This is a genomic window from Cupriavidus sp. 05L310 (genome assembly GCF_056398185.1).
Genome location: NZ_JBFTOX010000057.1, coordinates 34384 through 52269, shown reverse-complemented (window position 1 = coordinate 52269; position 17886 = coordinate 34384). Strand labels below are relative to the sequence as shown.

Annotated in this window: 15 protein-coding genes; 7 read left to right on the top strand and 8 right to left on the bottom strand. The window is 66.8% G+C overall.

What is annotated here, in order from left to right:
* Positions 1 to 3: 3 nt before the first annotated feature.
* Positions 4 to 1326 (bottom strand): alpha-hydroxyketone-type quorum-sensing autoinducer synthase, encoded by a 1323-nt coding sequence (gene cqsA / locus AC1DS6_RS32585; RefSeq protein ID WP_477103957.1) that lies wholly within the window; start codon positions 1324 to 1326, stop codon positions 4 to 6.
* 450 nt (positions 1327 to 1776) lie between these two features.
* Between cqsA and AC1DS6_RS32580 the strand changes: the two genes are divergently transcribed.
* Positions 1777 to 1974, top strand: a complete 198-nt coding sequence (locus tag AC1DS6_RS32580) for a ferritin family protein (RefSeq protein ID WP_477103956.1) — start codon at positions 1777 to 1779, stop codon at positions 1972 to 1974.
* 312 nt (positions 1975 to 2286) lie between these two features.
* Here the strand turns inward: AC1DS6_RS32580 and AC1DS6_RS32575 are convergent, their stop codons facing one another.
* The 4 genes from AC1DS6_RS32575 to AC1DS6_RS32560 form a co-directional block, all read right to left on the bottom strand.
* Positions 2287 to 2706 carry a hypothetical protein gene (locus tag AC1DS6_RS32575; RefSeq protein WP_045238726.1) on the bottom strand — a complete coding sequence of 140 codons (420 nt, stop codon included), beginning with the start codon at positions 2704 to 2706 and terminating at the stop codon, positions 2287 to 2289.
* 156 nt (positions 2707 to 2862) lie between these two features.
* A complete protein-coding gene (locus AC1DS6_RS32570) occupies positions 2863 to 3867 on the bottom strand; it encodes a GGDEF domain-containing protein (RefSeq protein ID WP_477103955.1) in 1005 nt (334 codons plus the stop codon).
* A 238-nt stretch (positions 3868 to 4105) separates the two neighbouring features.
* Entirely contained in the window at positions 4106 to 4690 is a 585-nt protein-coding gene (locus tag AC1DS6_RS32565) for a hypothetical protein (protein ID WP_441629592.1), read from the bottom strand.
* Positions 4691 to 4720: 30 nt separating this feature from the next.
* Positions 4721 to 5920 (bottom strand): site-specific integrase, encoded by a 1200-nt coding sequence (locus tag AC1DS6_RS32560; RefSeq protein ID WP_477103954.1) that lies wholly within the window; start codon positions 5918 to 5920, stop codon positions 4721 to 4723.
* A 121-nt stretch (positions 5921 to 6041) separates the two neighbouring features.
* Here AC1DS6_RS32560 and AC1DS6_RS32555 point away from each other — a divergent pair, with 121 nt between their 5' ends.
* Positions 6042 to 7025: a DNA-binding protein gene (locus tag AC1DS6_RS32555; protein ID WP_441629594.1), complete on the top strand. Its 984-nt coding sequence runs from the start codon at positions 6042 to 6044 to the stop codon at positions 7023 to 7025.
* A gap of 343 nt (positions 7026 to 7368) precedes the next feature.
* Here the strand turns inward: AC1DS6_RS32555 and AC1DS6_RS32550 are convergent, their stop codons facing one another.
* Complete coding sequence (locus AC1DS6_RS32550; protein ID WP_477103953.1) at positions 7369 to 9078, bottom strand: N-acyl-D-amino-acid deacylase family protein; 1710 nt, start codon at positions 9076 to 9078, stop codon at positions 7369 to 7371.
* 70 nt (positions 9079 to 9148) lie between these two features.
* Positions 9149 to 10165 carry a Bug family tripartite tricarboxylate transporter substrate binding protein gene (locus AC1DS6_RS32545; protein WP_276285945.1) on the bottom strand — a complete coding sequence of 339 codons (1017 nt, stop codon included), beginning with the start codon at positions 10163 to 10165 and terminating at the stop codon, positions 9149 to 9151.
* Between the two features lie 146 nt (positions 10166 to 10311).
* On the opposite strand from AC1DS6_RS32545, the gene AC1DS6_RS32540 reads away from it, so the two are divergent.
* Entirely contained in the window at positions 10312 to 11235 is a 924-nt protein-coding gene (locus AC1DS6_RS32540) for a LysR family transcriptional regulator (protein ID WP_477103952.1), read from the top strand.
* A 29-nt stretch (positions 11236 to 11264) separates the two neighbouring features.
* Here the strand turns inward: AC1DS6_RS32540 and AC1DS6_RS32535 are convergent, their stop codons facing one another.
* On the bottom strand, positions 11265 to 12833 hold the full coding sequence (locus AC1DS6_RS32535) for a fatty acid--CoA ligase (RefSeq protein WP_477103951.1): 1569 nt from the start codon (positions 12831 to 12833) through the stop codon (positions 11265 to 11267).
* 285 nt (positions 12834 to 13118) lie between these two features.
* Here AC1DS6_RS32535 and AC1DS6_RS32530 point away from each other — a divergent pair, with 285 nt between their 5' ends.
* The 4 genes from AC1DS6_RS32530 to AC1DS6_RS32515 all read left to right on the top strand — a co-directional run bounded on the left by AC1DS6_RS32530 (position 13119) and on the right by AC1DS6_RS32515 (position 17780).
* On the top strand, positions 13119 to 14951 hold the full coding sequence (locus AC1DS6_RS32530) for an acyclic terpene utilization AtuA family protein (protein WP_477103950.1): 1833 nt from the start codon (positions 13119 to 13121) through the stop codon (positions 14949 to 14951).
* 248 nt (positions 14952 to 15199) lie between these two features.
* The gene (locus AC1DS6_RS32525; RefSeq protein ID WP_441629599.1) at positions 15200 to 15970 is read left to right on the top strand and encodes an AraC family transcriptional regulator; all 771 of its coding nucleotides are present in this window, start codon (positions 15200 to 15202) and stop codon (positions 15968 to 15970) included.
* Between the two features lie 98 nt (positions 15971 to 16068).
* Positions 16069 to 16881: a TIGR03084 family metal-binding protein gene (locus AC1DS6_RS32520; protein WP_441629600.1), complete on the top strand. Its 813-nt coding sequence runs from the start codon at positions 16069 to 16071 to the stop codon at positions 16879 to 16881.
* The gene (locus AC1DS6_RS32515; RefSeq protein WP_441629601.1) at positions 16878 to 17780 is read left to right on the top strand and encodes a phosphatidylglycerol lysyltransferase domain-containing protein; all 903 of its coding nucleotides are present in this window, start codon (positions 16878 to 16880) and stop codon (positions 17778 to 17780) included. Before AC1DS6_RS32520 ends, AC1DS6_RS32515 begins: the two co-directional genes overlap by 4 nt.
* Positions 17781 to 17886: the final 106 nt, after the last annotated feature.

Genomic DNA, 17886 nt, shown 5'->3' with positions numbered 1-17886 from the left:
CGCTCAGGCCGTGCCGTGCAGCGCTTCCAGCGTCTCGTGCAGCACGGACTGCCTGGCCATCGGCGGCCGTGCCACGGCCGCGCGCGGCTTGCGCTGGGAGGAACGCCAGCCCGCCAGGTTCACCTCATCGCGGATTTCCGCGCACACCTGGATCAGCCGCTCGATTTCCACGGCGGTCAGGCAGGCGTGCATGGTCAGACGCATCAGGGCGCGGTCGCGCGCCGTGGCCGGCGCGCAGAACACGGCGCCAAAGATGCCGCGCGATTGCAGGGCATTGCGCAGCACCAGGGTTTGCTCCTCGGTGCCGGATTCCAGCGCAATGATCTGCTCGGAACCTGCCGAGACGTTGTAGCCCAGCCCGGACAAGGCATTGCGCACCTGCGTCGAGACCACGTGCAACTGTGTGCGGCGTTCATCCGCCTCGGCAATGAAATCCGCGGCGGCGTCGAACCAGGCCAGTTCATGTTGCAGCAGGCCCGAGCTGAAAATGGCCGGGCGCGATTCCGCGGCGAAATAACCCTTGAACGACGACGGGCATGTGACCAGCCCGGCACGGCCGCCGAAGGCCTTGGCCAGGCTGGCGGTCTGGAAGTGAACCCGGCGCGAGAGGCCGAGCTGCGCTACCAGCCCGGCGCCGGCCGGGCCATGGGTGCCCAGCGAGTGCGATTCGTCGACCACGATCACGCTGCCCGTGCGCTCGGCCACCTCCACGAAATCTGCCAGCGGGCAAAGGCTGCCATTGGTGCTGTAAACCGAATCCACCACGATGATGCCCGGGCCATCCTTGCGGATCTGGCGCTCGGCGTGCTCGGCATCGTTGTGCATGAACGGCACGGCACGCGCACGTGCCGCGTGGGCGCCTTCCCATAGCGACATATGGGCCAGCATGTCGAGATAGACCGGCGTGCGTTCATTGGCGATGCTTTGCAGCAGCCCTACATTGGCCGCCCAGCCTGACTGGCACAGGATGCTGTCCTCCGCGCCGCTGAATGCCGCCAGCTTGCGCTCGAGCCGGCTGGTGGGATTGTCGCCGTACTGGAAGACCGCCGACATCAGCAGTTCGCTCTCCGGCCCGCGCATCGCGGCCGTCTGGGCCCTGACCAGCTTCTCTTCGCCAAGCAGGCAAAGGTAGTCATTGCTGGAAAAATGGACGGCATCCGGTCCGGGTTGCCGGCCGTGCAGCAAATGGCTGCCGCCCCAGCGCTTTTGTACCCGCTCGACCTCGTGGCCCGCGACCCGCTGGGTGACGAATTCAGGCCAGGCGGCCACCGAGGCAGCGTGGGAGGTACGGTTAGTTTGCAGGCAACCCGAGTCCATATTGATCATTACATTCCCCTAGGAGGTACTCCGACAAAAAAGTCGGCCGGATGGCCGAAGACTGGTCGTGGCAACGCAGGCGCTGCCCGCGCCCTTTGTTTGCAATGTATGTTCCGGGGCGGGCAAGGTGCCTGTTACGTCTTTCGAAATTCGAGTTTCGTGCTGCGCCGACAAGCTATTCTGCCGTGTGTCGGGGAGTTCGCCTCGTTCACTCGCGCACGACTGGCGTGGCAAAACCACGCTTGCGGTCACGCGAGGGCCGAGGCGGCTGTATCCGCGGGGTGGGAGGGACAAAGATTCAGCGGAAGATATTTCTCCAGGGCGGGTCCCGGCGCCCGGCGGAACAGCGCCGGGAAGCCAGTCGTGCTGCCGTGGCTGGCGCCACTCAGTAGATAAAGCGCTTAATAAGCCACTTCACTGCAGGGCTTGGCGGGGACCGATGCATGGCCAAGGTACAGCGTGGCCGATCGCAACGACCTTGCCATCTTGGAGGAAACCGGCAAGGGTGAGGATGTGGCCAGGAGAAAGCACGCGGGTGCGCTGCAGGAACAGGAACAGAGCTTCGATATCCGCGCACCGGTGGAGCGCCAGTACCAAGGCGTACCGCGCAACCGCGACCTGATCAGCGACGTGCGCAACCGTTATCGCACGACCTGAGGCCTGGCGCCCGGCCAGGTCGGCCGGCACGGTGCTCACCCTGGATTGGCATCCCCCCCGAAAGCCTTCTAAGATCAAAGTCCACCCCATCCAGGACCAGACGATGAGCAAGCCCGCCGCCCCGGCTCCGCCGGCATCACCAGCGCCCAAAGTTGCACCTGAGCCCGCCAGCAAGGACGACCATGTGGAAGACGAGTTGGACGAAGCGCTCAGGGAAACCTTTCCCGCGAGCGACCCGATTTCGGTGGACCATGGGAGCCCGGCCCGGCCTCGCAAATAACCGGCGCGCCGCGCCGCCCGGGCCGGGTGTGCCTAGACCAGTTGCCGCAACTGCGCGACGACCTTCATCAGTTGCCCGTGCGCGACGATCACGCCGGACTCGTCCTGCAGGGCTTGCTGGTAGCGATCGCGAAACGCCGGGTCGCTGTTGGGGCCGAACAGCTTCTCGGTGGCCGCGGCGACCGCGCGGCAGGTTTCATCGTGGTGCTCGGGCGCATCCAGCTCTTCGTCGATCTCGATAATCAGGCGTGACAGCGGATCGAGCCAGCGAAAATAGGTCTCCTCGGTCACAACCTGCACGAACAGTCCAGCCGGGATCGGGCCATGCAAGCGCTCGTACTCCGTGCGATTCAGTGCGATCACTTCCTTGTGCACTTTCAACAGAGCGGCACGCAACGCACGCAGTCCACTGCGGCGATCTTCCTGCTTGGCGAGGAACTGTTCGTGTGGCATATCCCTTCTCCTATTCCCATTTCTATTCGCGTTCCTGTTCTTCACGGCCTGGAGCGCGGGGGCCGCCTTGCGGCCCGCTAGTCAGTATAGGCAGGTGTGCAAGGCTGGCGGCAGCCCTGCACACTCGGGGGCATCCCTGATGGATTGTTTGCGAAATCACTGAAACCGGGCGGCTTCCGCCATGGGTTGCGGGTGATGGCCTGCCTTCCGGAAAGCCTTGTTTTCGTACATGGAGGCATCGGCCTCGGCAAGCAGCGCGGCGATGCCATCGTGGCGTGCCGGCTCGAACTGGATGGCCCCCACGCTGAACTCGATGGCATAGCCACGGGCGGCGTGCCGGTTGAACGCCGCCATCTCAGCCTCCAGGCGTGCCAGCGTGGCGCCGCACACGATGGCATCGGCGCCGGTGAGCAATGCCACGAACTCATCGCCGCCCAGCCGGCCAACCACGTCCGAGTCGCGCAGGGCGTGGCGCAGTTGCGCCGCGAATGCGGACAGGGCACGGTCGCCCTCCGCGTGACCGAAGCGGTCATTGATGGCCTTGAATCCATCCAGGTCGAAGAACAGCAGCGTGGCAGCCTTTTCCAGCCGCCTGCAAACGCTGAGCGCGTGTTGCGCCAGCGCGCAGAATCCACGGCGGTTGGACAGCAGCGTGAGTTCGTCCATATTGGCAAGCTGGAGCGCGGCAAGCTCCTGTTCGGCCATCCGTGCCAGGTCGCGCAGCAAGGCGCGGTCCTCTTCGCCGAACTCTCGCGGCTGCACGTCGATCAGGCACAGTGTGCCCAGCTTGCTGCCGTTGGCGACCGACAGCGGGCAACCCGCATAGAAGCGAATGCCCGGTTGGCCGGTCACCATCGGGTTATCGTGAAAACGTTCGTCCAGCAGCGCGTCCGGCACCATCAGGATGCCGTCGTCGAGGATCGCGTGCCCGCAAAAGGAGATTTCCCGCGGCGATTCGGTCTCGGACAAGCCGGCACACGATTTGAACCACTGCCGGTTGGCGTCGACCAGGCTGACCAGCGCAATGGGAACGCCGAAGAGGCGCCGGGCCAGGCGAGTCAGGCGGTCGAAGCGCTCCTCCGGGGCCGTGTCGAGGATACTCAGGCAGCGGAGCGTTTCCAGGCGAAGCGGTTCGTCGGCAGGTATGGCGGGATACTTCATAAGGGTTCAGCGTCTGGCAAGGGAAAAGGTGCGACAGCGTGAGTCCTTCCGCCGGTGACGGCAATCCGAACGGTGCCCTGGGCCCCGATGCAAGGGACAAGAGGCGTACCGGAGGTTGGAAGCCGCATTCCGGCACGCACGCCGCTTGGATGGATAACGGCATGCTCGGCGCGGATTGTAATGAATCGCCGGGTTCGTCCGGATCCGCATCCAAATTCAGGCGGGCATCAGACGGGCATCAGCACCGCAACCGAGCCTGCTGGTCGCGCAGCGCGCGATAGCGCCTGCGGTAATCCTCCTGCTCGGGCAGACGCGCGTTGCGCCGGACGCTGTAGTCGTAGTCCAGCTGGCGAATCTGGTTGCCCAGCCAATGGCATTGGTTGAGCTCGGTCCGCACCGACTCAGCCTGCTCGCGTGCGATGCGTGCCTGATATTCGTTTTCCTCCGCCTGGCGCTTTTGCAGGAACTGCTGGTTGGCTGCTTCCGTAGCCGGCTCTGGGCTGATGCGTGAGAGGTTGCCGCCCAGCACGGTGCCTTGCCAGCCCGGCGGGCAGGCTATATCGGTATAAAGCGTCTTGTTGCCGCTTACGCATTTGCCGGCATGGGCGGTACCCATGAAAAGGCCCAACGCTAGCAGGACAAACCATTGCCGCATGGCATTCCCCCGTAGATGCCGCTGTAAACCGCGGCCGTCTTGAACGCATCGAAAGGCCGGCGGGTGATCAAACGCGCTTGGTCCGCCGAGGACATTCAGGGATCTGGCGATGTGCGCGATCCGGCCCATATTCTTATGCGGCTGGCCCGGCTTGTCCAGCAGCGGCATTGCCTCCGCATGGAGCGGGCCGGCGGCAATTCAGCGCGGCGCGTCCTTGTCGCCTTCATCCTGGGTTTGGCCCGCTTCCTGGCCGGGTTCCGGCACGCCGATCAGGTCCGCCGCCATCGAGCGCCGCGCGTCGGCCGCCCGGAAATACCGCACCAGCGTAGCCACGCTGGTATGCCCGGTCATGGCCATGGTCTCTGCCAGCGGCACCTGGCGTGCAGCCGCCTCGGTGACAAAGCCTGAGCGTAGCGAGTGCGCCGAGAAGTCGCCCTTCAGGCCTGCCGCCTCGCAACGCTGCCTGACGATTTTGCGCACGGCGGCGTCCGATAGTGCCTCGCCAACATGGCCCCCCCGGCGAACACGCCGGAAGATGGCGCCCTCGCCAAGCGCCGCCGCCTGCAGCCACGCCTCCAGCGCCGCGCCCGCGGCGCCAATGACCGGCTTGTCGTTGTCCGGCAGATCCGCGCCGGTCTGGTTGGTCTTCGACCAGCCCAGTTGATAGACGAACTCCCCGGGTGCGATGCGTGTGAGGTTGGCCAGCGTAGCGCCCGCCACCTCCGAACGCCGCCGGCCGCCGCTTGACCAGGCAAACAGCAGCAGGGCACGGTCGCGCAGGCCGATCAGCGAATCGTCGCAGGTTGCCAGCAGGCGGGACAGGGGTTCGCGCGTGAGCGCCGCCTTGCGCGCCGGGCGTTCGCCACGCTTCGCGTAAGCGCGCCGCGTGCGCGACATCAGTTCACGCACGGCAGGGTCCGCGCAAGGGTTATCCGCATTCTCCAGCCGGTGCGCCTTGGCGATGACCGCCAGCCGGTGCATCAGCGTAGCCAGCGCGGGCGGGCCGGTGCGCGCCTTGAGCCCGCGCGCCACCAGCGCGGCATCGATCGCCGGCGGCAACGCACTCGCCGGCCCCTGCGGCGTGGACCGGGTGGCGTGGTCTACCACGAACTGGATAACGACCGCCGGCAGCAAGGGAAGGGCGATCGGCTGGCCGTAGCGCAGAGCGAACCAGCCCGCCCAATACCGTAGGGCGGAACGATAACTGGCCACGGTGTTGGCGGATTCTCCCTCGCGGTACAGCGCCTCGGCGGCCTGGCGGCCAAGCGGATCGAGTTCGGACGGGTGAAGCGGCGCAGGAAAATCGGCATGAACGGGCGTCAGGCTGGAGGATTCGGGGCGTTTGGGCTGGCTTTCGGCGGGACTGCCCGGAAGCGGCCGCGATTTGCGAGTAATCATAATAAATATGATGTATGCTGTATTAAATTATACACAAAGAACGGATAAGGCGCGATAACTATTCCTTATCGAGCCTTATCCAAGTGGCGCGACCAAGAGGCGCCGAAAAACTTGCCCAACCATGCAAATTGCCAACATGCCCGCCGCAACGCGCTCCCGCTCCATCACCCAGCAAGACGTCTGGCAGGCCGCCGATGCCTTGCTGCTGGCTGGCCAGCGGCCCACCATCGAACGCATCCGGCTGCATCTGGGACGAGGGTCGCCCAATACCGTCAGTCCACACCTGGATGCATGGTTCGCCGGGCTAGGCGCGCGATTGCAGGATCCGCAAGCCTTTGCAGCCCCGGCCGGCCTGCCGGAACCGGTCAACCAGGCCGCCCGCTATCTGTGGGACGCCGCGCAGGCGGAGGCCAGGGCGGCAGTGGCGGCAAGCTACGCATCGCGGGAAGCCGCCCTGGCGCAAGCACGGGAAGCACTCGAAGCGGAGCAGGCAGCGTTGGCCCAGGAACGCGCCATCCTGCAAGCCAGGCTGGAAGCCGCGGACAACGCGCTGGCGGAACTCGGCCGCGCGCGCGACGAGGCCAGCGAACGCGCTGCCCACGCCGAAGCAAGGCTGCTGGCGCAGCAGGCCGACAACGAGACGCTGCGGGCCACGCTGGCGCGCTTACAGGAAGAAAAGGACGCGATGCTGCGCGACACCGCAGCCCAGCGCACCGCCTGGGACAAGGAACGCGAAACCATGGCAGAGCGTTCTGGCGCCAATGAACGGCGCATGGCGCTGGAACTGGACGCGGCGCGCGTTGCGGCAAGGGAAGGGCAGCGGTTGCTGGAGAGCCAGCGGAAGGCCGCGCAACAGAAGCTGATTGAAGCCGCCGACAGCGCGGGGCGGCAAGCCGAGGAAATCACACAACTCGGCAATGCGCTGGCCATGAGGGACGAGCGGGTCAGGCAGCAGGATGGGCTGCTGGCGGAATATCGGCAGTTGCTGGAGACCCGCGCCGAGGCGGAGGCGGATGGGGTGCGGTCCGCTAGCGCGCCCGGCCGGCAGAGTCCGGCCCGGGCAAGGCCGCTCAGGCCCGTTCGGCGGCCGCGCTTCAAGGTTTAGCGGAATATGCGCCCGATCAGGCGATCCGACGTGGCTGAAGAATCGGGAAAATACTTGAGCTTACAGCCTCAAGCATTTGATTTTATTACATAAAAAATGAATCATGAGCTGGCATCTTCCACGGATCGCGGGGCGGGTTGTTGGCGGCAAGCTCCGCACGGCCATCACAAGCCGGAAGGGCCGACAGATAGAATGTAAAACATCAAGTTATCGCTATAAAAAATTGATTTTATTCAGAAAATTTACAGAACAAGGGAAGCCGCCAGAACGCAAATAGCATGACGAAGCAAATCAAGATCAATCCGGCGATCTGGTCATCTTCGCCGCGACTGACGGCATGGACTCATCTCTCGCACCGCCCCCGCAGCAGCCGCCCCGGCAACGCCCCCGTCGCCACCTTGTTCTCAAAAATCGGCACGCCCGCCACCACCGTAGCGACATAGCCATCGGCTTCCTGCACCAGCCGCCGCCCGCCGGCCGGCAGGTCGAAAGCCATACGCGGCGCATGCAGGCGCAGGCGCGCGTAGTCGATAACGTTCACATCCGCCTTCATGCCGGGCAGCAGCGTGCCGCGATCGGTCATCCCGTAAAGCCGCGCGGTGTCGGCAGACTGGCGCTTGACCATGGCTTCGAGCGCGAGCCGCGGGCCCCGGCTGCGCTCGCGGGCCCAGTGGGTCAGCATGAAGGTTGGCATGCTGACATCGCAGATATAGCCGCAATGCGCGCCACCATCGGACAGGCTGTTGACGGTGGCCGGATGCTGAAGCATCTCGTGCAGGTGGGAGAGCGTGCCGTAGGAGTAGTTGAAGCTGGGGTAGTAGAGGATGGCCTTGCCGTCGTTGGCCAGCATCAGGTCATAGATGATGGCAAGCGGCTCCTGGCCGCGGCTGGCGGCGATGGCGGCGACGCTCTTCTCGGGCGCCGGTTCGTAGTCCGGCGATTCGCCCAGCGGAAAAATGCGCGGGTAGTTGGCGAACATGGATTCGATGCCGCGGTCCATGCGTGCGCGCGGCTCGGACAGGATGCGTGCACGCACCGCAGGGTCGCGCAAGCGGGCAATGCGCGCCTCGAAGGACAGGGCGGCGAGCTCGATAAAGGCCGGGCTGGCGATAAAGGGATGCAGGCTGCTTTGCCAGGAGAACAGCAGGCCCAACGGCCGGCCGCTGATGCCCCCATACAATGGCACCCCCTCGGCATGCGCGCGGTCGAGCGTGGTCATCAGGTCGCGCCACAGGTCCGGAGCCGGATCAGTCTGCTGCAGGTTGAACAGCACCGGCAGGCCAGTGTGGCGCGCCAGCCGTTCCAGCCAGGGCAGCTCGTTATCCATCGACACGTGATTGGCCGTCATCTGGAAGACCCCGTGCCCGGCCTCGCCCAGCACGCGGCCGAGCCGGGTGATTTCTTCTCCGGTGACGAAGGTGCCGGGCGGGTACTTGCGTTCGTCGTACTTATGCAGGAAGGTCCGCGAGGTGGAGAAACCCAACGCGCCAGCGTCCATGCCCTGGCGTACCAGTTCGCACATCTGGTCGAGATCGTCGGGCGTGGCTTCGTCGTGATCAATGCCGCGATCGCCCATCACGTAGGCGCGCAGCGCGGCATGCGGAATCTGGGCGCCGATATCCAGCGCCTTGGGGCGACGGTCCAGCGCATCGAGATATTCCGGGAAGGTCTCCCAGTCCCACTGGATGCCCTCGGACAGCACCGAACCGGGAATATCCTCGACGCCCTCCATGACCTTGATCAGCCAGGCGCGGTCGGCGGACCGCACCGGCGCGAAGCCGACCCCGCAGTTGCCCATCACGGCCGTGGTGACGCCGTGGCCGGTGGACGGAGAAAGGTAGGGATCCCAGGTGGCTTGCCCGTCGTAGTGCGTGTGGATGTCAATCCAGCCGGGCGTGACGAGAGCGCCTGCTGCGTCCAGCTCGCGCCGCGCGGAGCCCGCCTTGCCGCCAACCTGGCTGATCATGCCGCCGTCGATCGCGAGGTCGCCCTGAAAGCTCTCGCGGCCGGTGCCGTCGACGATGGTGCCGCTGCGGATGACTAAGTCATGCATGGAATCTGTTCCTTCTGTCTTGATGAGAGTGCAGTAAATTGCGGCCCCGGGGACGGGCGCGGATGGCCGGCTAATCGAGCTTCAAGCCGATCCGTTTGATCACCGCGCCCCAGCGGTCGTAGTCCTGCGCAACGATCTTCCTGAAGGCGTCCGGCCCGGCGCCGCTGAGATCGTTGCCCTGCGCGCGGATCATCTCGGCGATATCCGGCGCCTGCGCCGCGGCGCGGAACGTATCGGCGATCTTCTGCGCGACCGGCGCGGGCAGGTTGCCTGGGCCGAACAGGCCTTGCCAGCCGACGATGTCGAGTCCCTCCACGCCTTGCTCCGCCATGGTGGGCAGCTCGGGCAGCACCGCCAGGCGCTTGTCGGCGGCCACGCCAAGCAGCTTGACCTTGCCGGCGCGGGCGTTCTCCACGGCGGTGGCGGTGCCGTCGAAGTAGACCTGCACGTCGCCGGCCAGCACCGCGCGGGTGGCGTCGGCCGTGCCCTTGTATGGCACGTGGACCATCTGGATGCCAGCGCGCTGCTGCAGGATCTCGCCATTCAGATGCGAGGTGGAACCGAGGCTGTACGAGGCGAAGTTCAGTTCGCCGGGATGCTGCTTCGCGTAGGCGACCAGCTCACGCACATTGCCAAACGGCGCGTTGCGGTTGGCCACCAGCACGGTAGCGGATCGCACCAGCTGGACCACGGGGGTGAAGTCCTTGAACGGGTCGTACGGGAGCTTGCTGTACAGGTGCGGATTCTGCGTATGCGTGACGACGATGGTGTAGAGCAGGGTGTGCCCGTCCGCCGGGGCCCGCGCCACATCCTGCGCGCCGATGAAGGTGCCGGCACCGGGCTTGTTGTCGATGATGATATTGGCGCCCGACTGCTCCGAGGCACGCTTGGCGATCAGTCGCAGCAGGGCGTCGCCGCCGGAGCCCGCAGTAAATGGCACGACCACGCGCACGGGCTTGCCGGGCTGCGGCCAGTCAGTCGCTGCGGCCGCCCTTGCGATCGGGCTGCCCAGCATGCCCGCGGCGATGGCGAGCGCCGGGATTGACAGGCGCGACAGGGCGCGTCGCCTGGGATTGGGGCGGTTCATTTTGTCTCCTTCTCCATGTCTGGATGGCGCAGCCGTTGTGCTCTGGATGTTGGCGCGAGTGACGCCCTGGCCGGTCTGCGTGCTGAGTATAGGTATTGCGTTGCCGCCAAATCAAATGCATATTTATCGCCGTTTCGATAAATTAAATGCATATGCTTAGCCTGCGACGCCTGGAGCACTTTGCCGTGCTGGTGGAAGAACGGAGTTTTTCGCGGGCGGCGCGCCGGCTGAACCTGACGCAGCCAGCGCTGACGCGCAGCATCCAGACGCTGGAAGAAACCCTCGGCCTGCAGCTGGTGGACCGCGCCGCCAGCGGGTTGCTGCCCACCGAATCGGGCCGCATGGTACTGGCGCGCTCACAGCGCATGCTCGGCGACCTTCGCGCCCTGCAGCGCGAGGCCGAGCGCATGCGCGGCTTTGAAAGCGGCGTCATTGAATTTGGCGTGGGCTCGTTCCCCGCGGCGGCTTTCCTGGGCCCGGTGCTGACCCGCCTGGCGCGCGAGTATCCCGGGCTTTCGGTACGGGTAGAGACGGAGAGCTGGCGCCGCTTGCTGGAAAAGCTGCAGCGCGACGAACTCGACTTCGTGGTCGCGGTAACGCACAGCCTGCCGCCGCCGGCTGATTTCCAGGTGCGCGCGTTGCGGGCTCAGCGCATGGGCTTCTTCGTCAATCCTGGCCACCCCCTGGCCGCGCTGGCGGGCGATGAGATACGGGGCAGGATGGCCGGATACGGACTGGCGACGACCAAGCTGCCGCCCCGCGCCCGTGAGGAAGTGGCGGCGCTATTCAGGCTGGATGGACCCGAAGCGCTGCCAGTGCGGCTGGAGTGCGACAACGTCGAGGTGCTGTGCGAAGTGGCGATGTCTACCGATACCGTCCTGTTCGCGACGCACGAGGCCGTCCACGCGGAGTTGGCGGCAGGCAGCCTGCTGCCGCTGGCGCTGGACTATCTGTCTCCCGCGCCACTGCCCCTGACGCTGGTCTATCCGGGAGGCCGAAGCCTGTCCGGCGCGGCGGAACTGCTGATCGGCATGATCGAAGCGGCTGTGGGCGCGGGGGCGGCGAGATAAACAGGTGGCGGGCCCGCGGCCGGCCATCTTCATTTCACCCGCAGCAAGTGTTTCTGGATCTTCCCGCTCGTGGTCTTGGGCAGCGCATCCACAAAGTAATACCGGCGCGGCCGCTTATAGGCGGCCAGCCGGTCCCCGTGCACCAGGAAACCGTCGAGCACTTCCGCGCTGGCTTGCGCCCCCGCCTTGGCCACCACGTAGGCGCAGACCAACTGCCCCCAGGTGGCGTCGGCCTCGCCGATGACGGCGACTTCCAGCACGGCCGGATGCTCGATCAGCGCATCCTCCACCTCGCGCGGATACACATTCTCGGCCCCTGAGTTGATCATGTAGTCGATACGGTCGCGCACCCACAGGTAGCCGTCTTCATCCAGGCCGCCGAGGTCGCCGGTGTGGTACCAGCCGTGAGCAAGTGCGCGCGCGTTGGCGTCCGGACGGTTCAGGTAGCCGGCCATCATGCACGGCCCGCGCACCAGGATCTCGCCGACTTCGCCGGGCGCGCAACGCTCGGCCGGATCGGTAGGCGCGCCGTCTTCGCGCAAAGCCGCTACCACCAGATCATGGTTGAGCGAGGGCAGGCCGGCCGAGCCGGCGTGGCTGAGTTGCTCGTGCGGATACAGCACCGACATGCAGGGTCCCATCTCGGTGGTGCCATAGACCTGCACCAGCCCGGCGCCGACGGTACGGTCCCACTCGCGGATCAGGTGCGGCGCCATCGATGCGCCGCCATACTCGACCAGCCGCAGCGACGACAAATCGCGCGTGTGGGCCTCCGGGTGGTTGAGCATCATGCCGACCATCGTCGGCGCGGCGAAAAAGTGCGTGACTTTTTCCGCTTCCACCAGTTGCCAGGCTTCGCCCGCATCGAAGCGCCGCTGCAGCACCTGCGTGGCGCCCAGGTGCAGGCGCGGCAGGAAGCTGGTGTGCAGCTCCGCCGTGTGGTTGAGCGGGGCGATCGACAGGCCGACGTCCTCGCGGGAGAGCGTCATCGCCTGATGCATCATCGCGTTGTGTGCGAGCTTGCTGCGGTGGGTGTGCAGAACCCCCTTGGGCCGGCCGGTGGTGCCGCTGGTGTACATCAGGATGCAGGGATCGTTCTCCCCGACGGCAATCCCCGGCGCCTCATGCGGCTGGCCTGTGGCAAGCGTGTCCAGGTGATGCGTGGCGAAGGCCGGCGCGGGTTCGGGATCGGCATAGATCCAGCGCGTCGTGCCGGGCGCCAGCCCGGCCGCTTTTTCCACCACCTCCGCACCTTCCCGCTCGAACAGCAGGGCTTTGGCCTTGCCGTCTTCCAGGATGAACGCCAGTTCCTGCGCCGCCAGCCGGTAGTTGACCGGGTTGAAGATCGCGCCCACCCGGGCCGCCGCCAGCATGCTGAAAACGAAGGCCGGCGTGTTGTAGAGGAAGGCCGCGACCACATCGCCGCGGCCGACGCCGATCGACAGCAGGGCGTGGGCGTGGCGGTTCACCTCCGCGTCCAGTTCGGCATAGGTCCAGGTGCGGCGGCTGGCGCCCATGCCGGCAACCAGCGCGGTCTTGCGCGGCAGGTAGCGCGCGGGCCAGGAAAGGGTGTCGCCCAGCGTAAGGACGTGACTCAAGGCAATGCTCCGGCAGCGAGGATGAGGAGACGCCAGCGGCCACGCCGACCGGCGAAAACCGTCGAATATAAAGTCCGCGCCGCTTTTCTGGAAATAACGATTAGCACTGTGCATATATGAATCCGGCGGGGTGAGCGCCGTGCGTTGCCCGCCAGGCAGGAGCCAATTGACGCAAGACGTGCCGGCAGCGTCTGGCTATCGTGCCGGCGAGGGTCGATGCGACATGACAGGCCGACGCATCGGCGACACGCCAATCGCTAGCGGAAGGAAGAGGAAAGCACGTCCATGAACAAGCAAAATCGGCAGGGCACGGAAACCGTAAGGATCGGCGGCGCCTCGGGCTTCTGGGGCGACAGCGGGATCGGACCGGTGCAGTTGGTGGAGAAAGGCGAGGTCGATTACCTGGTGTTCGACTACCTAGCCGAACTCACCATGTCGCTGCTGGCCGCCGCGCGGCTGAAGAACCCGGAAGCCGGCTATGCGCTGGACTTCGTCACCGGCGCCTTGCGCGCTGTACTCAAGCCTGCCCTCGCGCAGGGCATCCGTATCGTCAGCAATGCCGGCGGCGTGAACCCGCGCGCGTGCGCGGCAGCGGTGCGCAAGCTGGCCGAGGAACTGGGCGTGCCGGTGCGGGTGGCCGTGGTCGATGGCGACGACCTCCTGCCGCAGCTGGATGCGCTGCGGGAGTCCGGCGTGCGGGATATGCAGACCGGCGCCGCCATGCCCGCGCGCATCCTGACCGCCAACGCCTACCTGGGCGCCGTGCCGATCCGGGCCGCGCTGGATGCCGGCGCCGATATCGTGATCACGGGGCGCTGCGTGGACAGCGCGGTGACGCTCGGCGTGCTGATGCATGAGTTCGGCTGGGAGCCGGGGGCGTACGACCTGATGGCGGCGGGCAGCCTGGCTGGACACATCATCGAGTGCGGCTGCCAGGCCACCGGCGGCCTGCACACCGACTGGGAGCAGGTGCCGGACTGGGCCAACATCGGTTATCCGGTGGTGACCTGCCGTTCCGACGGCACCTTCCTGGTCGGCAAGCCGCCCGGCACCGGAGGGTTGGTGAATCCCGCCACGGTCGGCGAGCAGATGCTGTACGAGATCGGCGATCCGGCCGCCTACCTGTTGCCCGACGTGATCTGCGACTTCACGGGCGTCACGCTGCGCCAGGCCGGCCCGGACCTGGTGGAGGTGCAAGGCGCCAGGGGCCGCGCGCCTACCGCCAGCTACAAGGTGTCGGCCACATATGCGGACGGCTACCGCTGTTCGGCGCAACTGACCATCGTCGGCTTCGACGCCGTGCGCAAGGCGCGGCGCAGCGGCGAGGCTTTCCTGGAGCGCAGCCGCGCCTTGCTGGCCCGGGCCGGGCTGCCGGACTTCACCGAGACCCGGCTGGACGTGCTGGGCACCGCCGCGTCCTTTGGCCCGCACGTGCCGCAGCCGCCGTTGTTCGAGGCCGTGATGTGGCTGGCGGTGGCCCACCCGGACAAGCGCGCGCTGGAACTGTTCGCCCGCGAGATCGCGCCGGCTGGCACGTCGTGGTCGCCCGGCACCACCGGGGTGGGCGGGCGGCCTTCCGTCAGCCTGGCCATCAAGCAGTTTCCCTTCCTGGTGCCAAAGACGATGGTCCGGCCCGCCGTCTGGCTGGACGAACAGCCGCTGCCGTTGCCGGCGGCGTTCGTCCCCGGAGACGAAGCCCAGGCCAGCCCGGCCTCCGGAAACGGGGCTGCCACCGCATCCTCCGCGTTCGCCCCGGCGGAGCCCGGCGGAGACTGGGTCGAAGTCCCGTTGATCAGGCTGGCCTATGGCCGCAGCGGCGACAAGGGCGATTTCTCCAACATCGGCATCATCGCGCGCGATGCCGCCTATCTGCCGCTGATCGCGGGGCAACTCAGCGAGGCCGCGGTGGCCGCGTTCCTCGCCCATAACGTGAAGGGCAGGGTGACGCGCTATTTCCTGCCCGGCATCGGCGCCTTCAACTTCCTCTGCGAGCAGGCGCTCGGCGGGGGCGGCATGGCCTCGCTGCGCAACGACCCGCTGGGCAAGGGGATGGGGCAGGTCTTGCTGGCGATGCCGGTGCGGGTCCCGCCCGGGCTGGCCAGGGCACTGGGAGCATGAGCCAGTCCGCGGGCCATGCGGGCATCGGGATAAACCCCATCGGAGCGCTGTTCGGCCGGCTTCGCTGGCATGATGCTGGAGGTGCGGGAAGCCGCGGTGCGGCTGCCGGAGCCCGCGCCTTCTTGCCGAACCAGGTGCCAGCCGTCAGTCAATCGCGGCGCCGCGAACAGTGAGACCAGATGCCGCCACTCTTGGAATGCAAGCGGGATACCCCGGCCCGGTCCTGCGACCGTCCGAGCGGAAGTTTCATGTGGATCGACCCCGACCGCGTGCTCTACGTCGGCCTGCTTGGCGCGCCGTCGGTGCGCTCCATCGGCGCCATCCTGCTGTATGTGGCGCTGGACGCGCCGTTTCGCCTGAGCGTTGCGCAGGGTGGGTGGGAGACGGCCGAAATTGCATTCGTGCCGCCCTATGTGCCGCACCGCATCGCGTCGGACAGCCGCACTCTCTGCGGCTTCCTGATCGAGCCCGAGACCGTCGATATGTCAGGCTTGCCCGCGCTGCTGCGCGGCCCCGGCGGCGCGCTGGCCGCGCCCCGCCTGGCCCAGCATGCGCGCGACCTGATCGCCCAGTTGCGCGGCATGCACCGGCCGGAACTGGATCCCCGCCTGCTGGATACGCTGTTGCTGGGGGAGCCGCTGCCGCCGCGCGCACTCGACCCCCGTATCGATGCGGCGGTGCGGCAAATCAAGAGCGATCCGGGGAGCCGCAGCGCGGCCACCGATCATGCGCGCGATGCCAACCTGTCGTTCTCGCGTTTCCTGCACCTGTTCAAGGAGGAAGTCGGTACGCCGTTCCGCACCTTCCGTACCTGGAAACGCGCCCGCAGCCTGCTGCACTACGTCACGCAGGAGGCCAACCTGGCGGAAGTCGCGCTGGATACGGGCTATCCGGATTCCACCCATTTCAGCCATTCCATCCGCCGTGTCTACGGCCTCAAGCCGCGGGACATCTTTGCCGGTTCGCGCAAGCTGGCGCTGCATGGGCTGCCGCCGCTGACAGCCTGCCGCCCGCTGTAGGCCGGCGGCGACCAGTTGGCGCAAGATCGCCGGGGCGCCTTGCGTCACAATGGCGGCCAACGACAATCAGCCCGTCAAGGGCAGCGGGATACCACCCCATGAAAGAGACCTGCCAGGACCTGCTGGCCGAATACAACGAGTTGCACGCGCTTGCCGCCTCGCTCAGCCCCGCGCAATGGCGCCAGCCCAGCGCCTTCCATGACTGGAGCGCGTGGGACGAGATTGCCCACCTGTGCTATTTCGACCAGACCGCGCTGCAGTCCGCCACCGATCCGGAAGCCTTCCTGCGTGACGCGCAGGCGCTCAACACGCTGATGGCGGCGGGCGGGCATATCAGCGCTGTGGCGCGGGAAGTCTACGGCCACCTCGACGGGCCGGCACTTCTGGCGTATTGGCAGCCCGTGTACGAGCGGCTGGTGCAGACCCTTGCCGCGCTCGATCCCAAAGCGCGCCTGCCCTGGTACGGGCCGCCCATGAGCGCACGCAGCTTTGCCACTGCGCGGCTGATGGAGACCTGGGCGCATGGCCAGGATGTCTGGGACACGGCGGGCCGGGCGCGCGCGCCCACGGCCCGCCTGAAGCATATCGCGCATATCGGCGCCACCACCTATGGGTGGACCTTCGTCAATCGCGGCGAGCCGGTGCCGGGGCCGGCGCCGTACGTGGAACTCAGCGCGCCCGATGGCGGGCAATGGACCTGGAACGAACCCCAGCCGGACAATTTCGTACGCGGCAGCGCGGAGGATTTCTGCCTGCTGGTCACTCAGCGCCGCCACCTGGACGACACCCGGCTGCGGTACAGCCCGGGCCCGGCGCAACGATGGCTGGCGCAGGCACAGTGCTTCGCGGGGCCACCCGCCACCGGACCGGCCGCCGGCACGCGTGTATTGCGCACGGCGCCCGCGGAGTGAACGGGTTCGCACTACCGCAGTGCGTGGCGGCCGGCGAACCGCTCACGCTGGCACTGGCCGCCGGGATCGATTCGGCCCTGCGTGCCCTCAGCGTGGACCCGGCCGAAACCTGCCTGTCCGAACACGCCTTCGCCAACCTGTATCTGTTCCGGCAAGCCCACGCCTACCGGTACTTTGGCGGCCGCTATCCGCATATCAGCGGCCTGACCTATGACGGCGCGCGCCACGCGCTGCCGCTGTTCGATCTCGCCACGGCGCCGCGCCACGTCCTGCAGGCGCTGCTTTGCGAGCACCATTGTTTCTATCCGCTTTCCTCGGCCCAGATGGCGCGCCTCGATCCCGCCGTCTTCACCGGGAACGAAGCGCGTGCCGACGCCGACTATCTCTATCCGGCCGCCAACTTTGCGGGCTATCGCGGCACCACCCTGGCCAAGAAGCGCAACCTCATGAAGCAACTGCTGGCCGCGCATGCCGTCACCGCGCGGCCCTACCACGCCGGACTCGCCCGGAAAGCCCTCTCCGTGCACGAAGGATGGATGCACGCCAGGCACAAGGCCCAGGGCGAGGCCGATGACGCGCCGTGCGGCGAGGCCTTGCTGCACGCCGGTGCGCTGGGGCTGGAAGGCTTCTTGTACGAAGTGGCCGGGCAACCGGTGGGCTTCTTGCTGGCGCAGGAGATCCGCCCGGCGGTCTTCGCCATGCGCTTTGCCAAGGGCCTGGTGGCTTTCAAGGGCATCTACCAGTACATGTTCCACCATTTCTGCACGGCCTTCGCCCGCCCGGTGGCATGGCTGAATTTCGAGCAGGACTTGGGGTTGGAAAACTTCCGGCAGACCAAGCTTTCGTATGCGCCCGGCGCCTTGCTGCCGAAGTACCGGGTGCGGCTGCGCGCGGACTGAATGGCGGCCGCTGGCCGGTTTGCGCTGGTTCTGAAACCGCGCCCCCAAAGGCCCGAAGCAGCACAGCCAGTTCTCGCAAGACCGTACCGCCTCCCACCCCTACCAT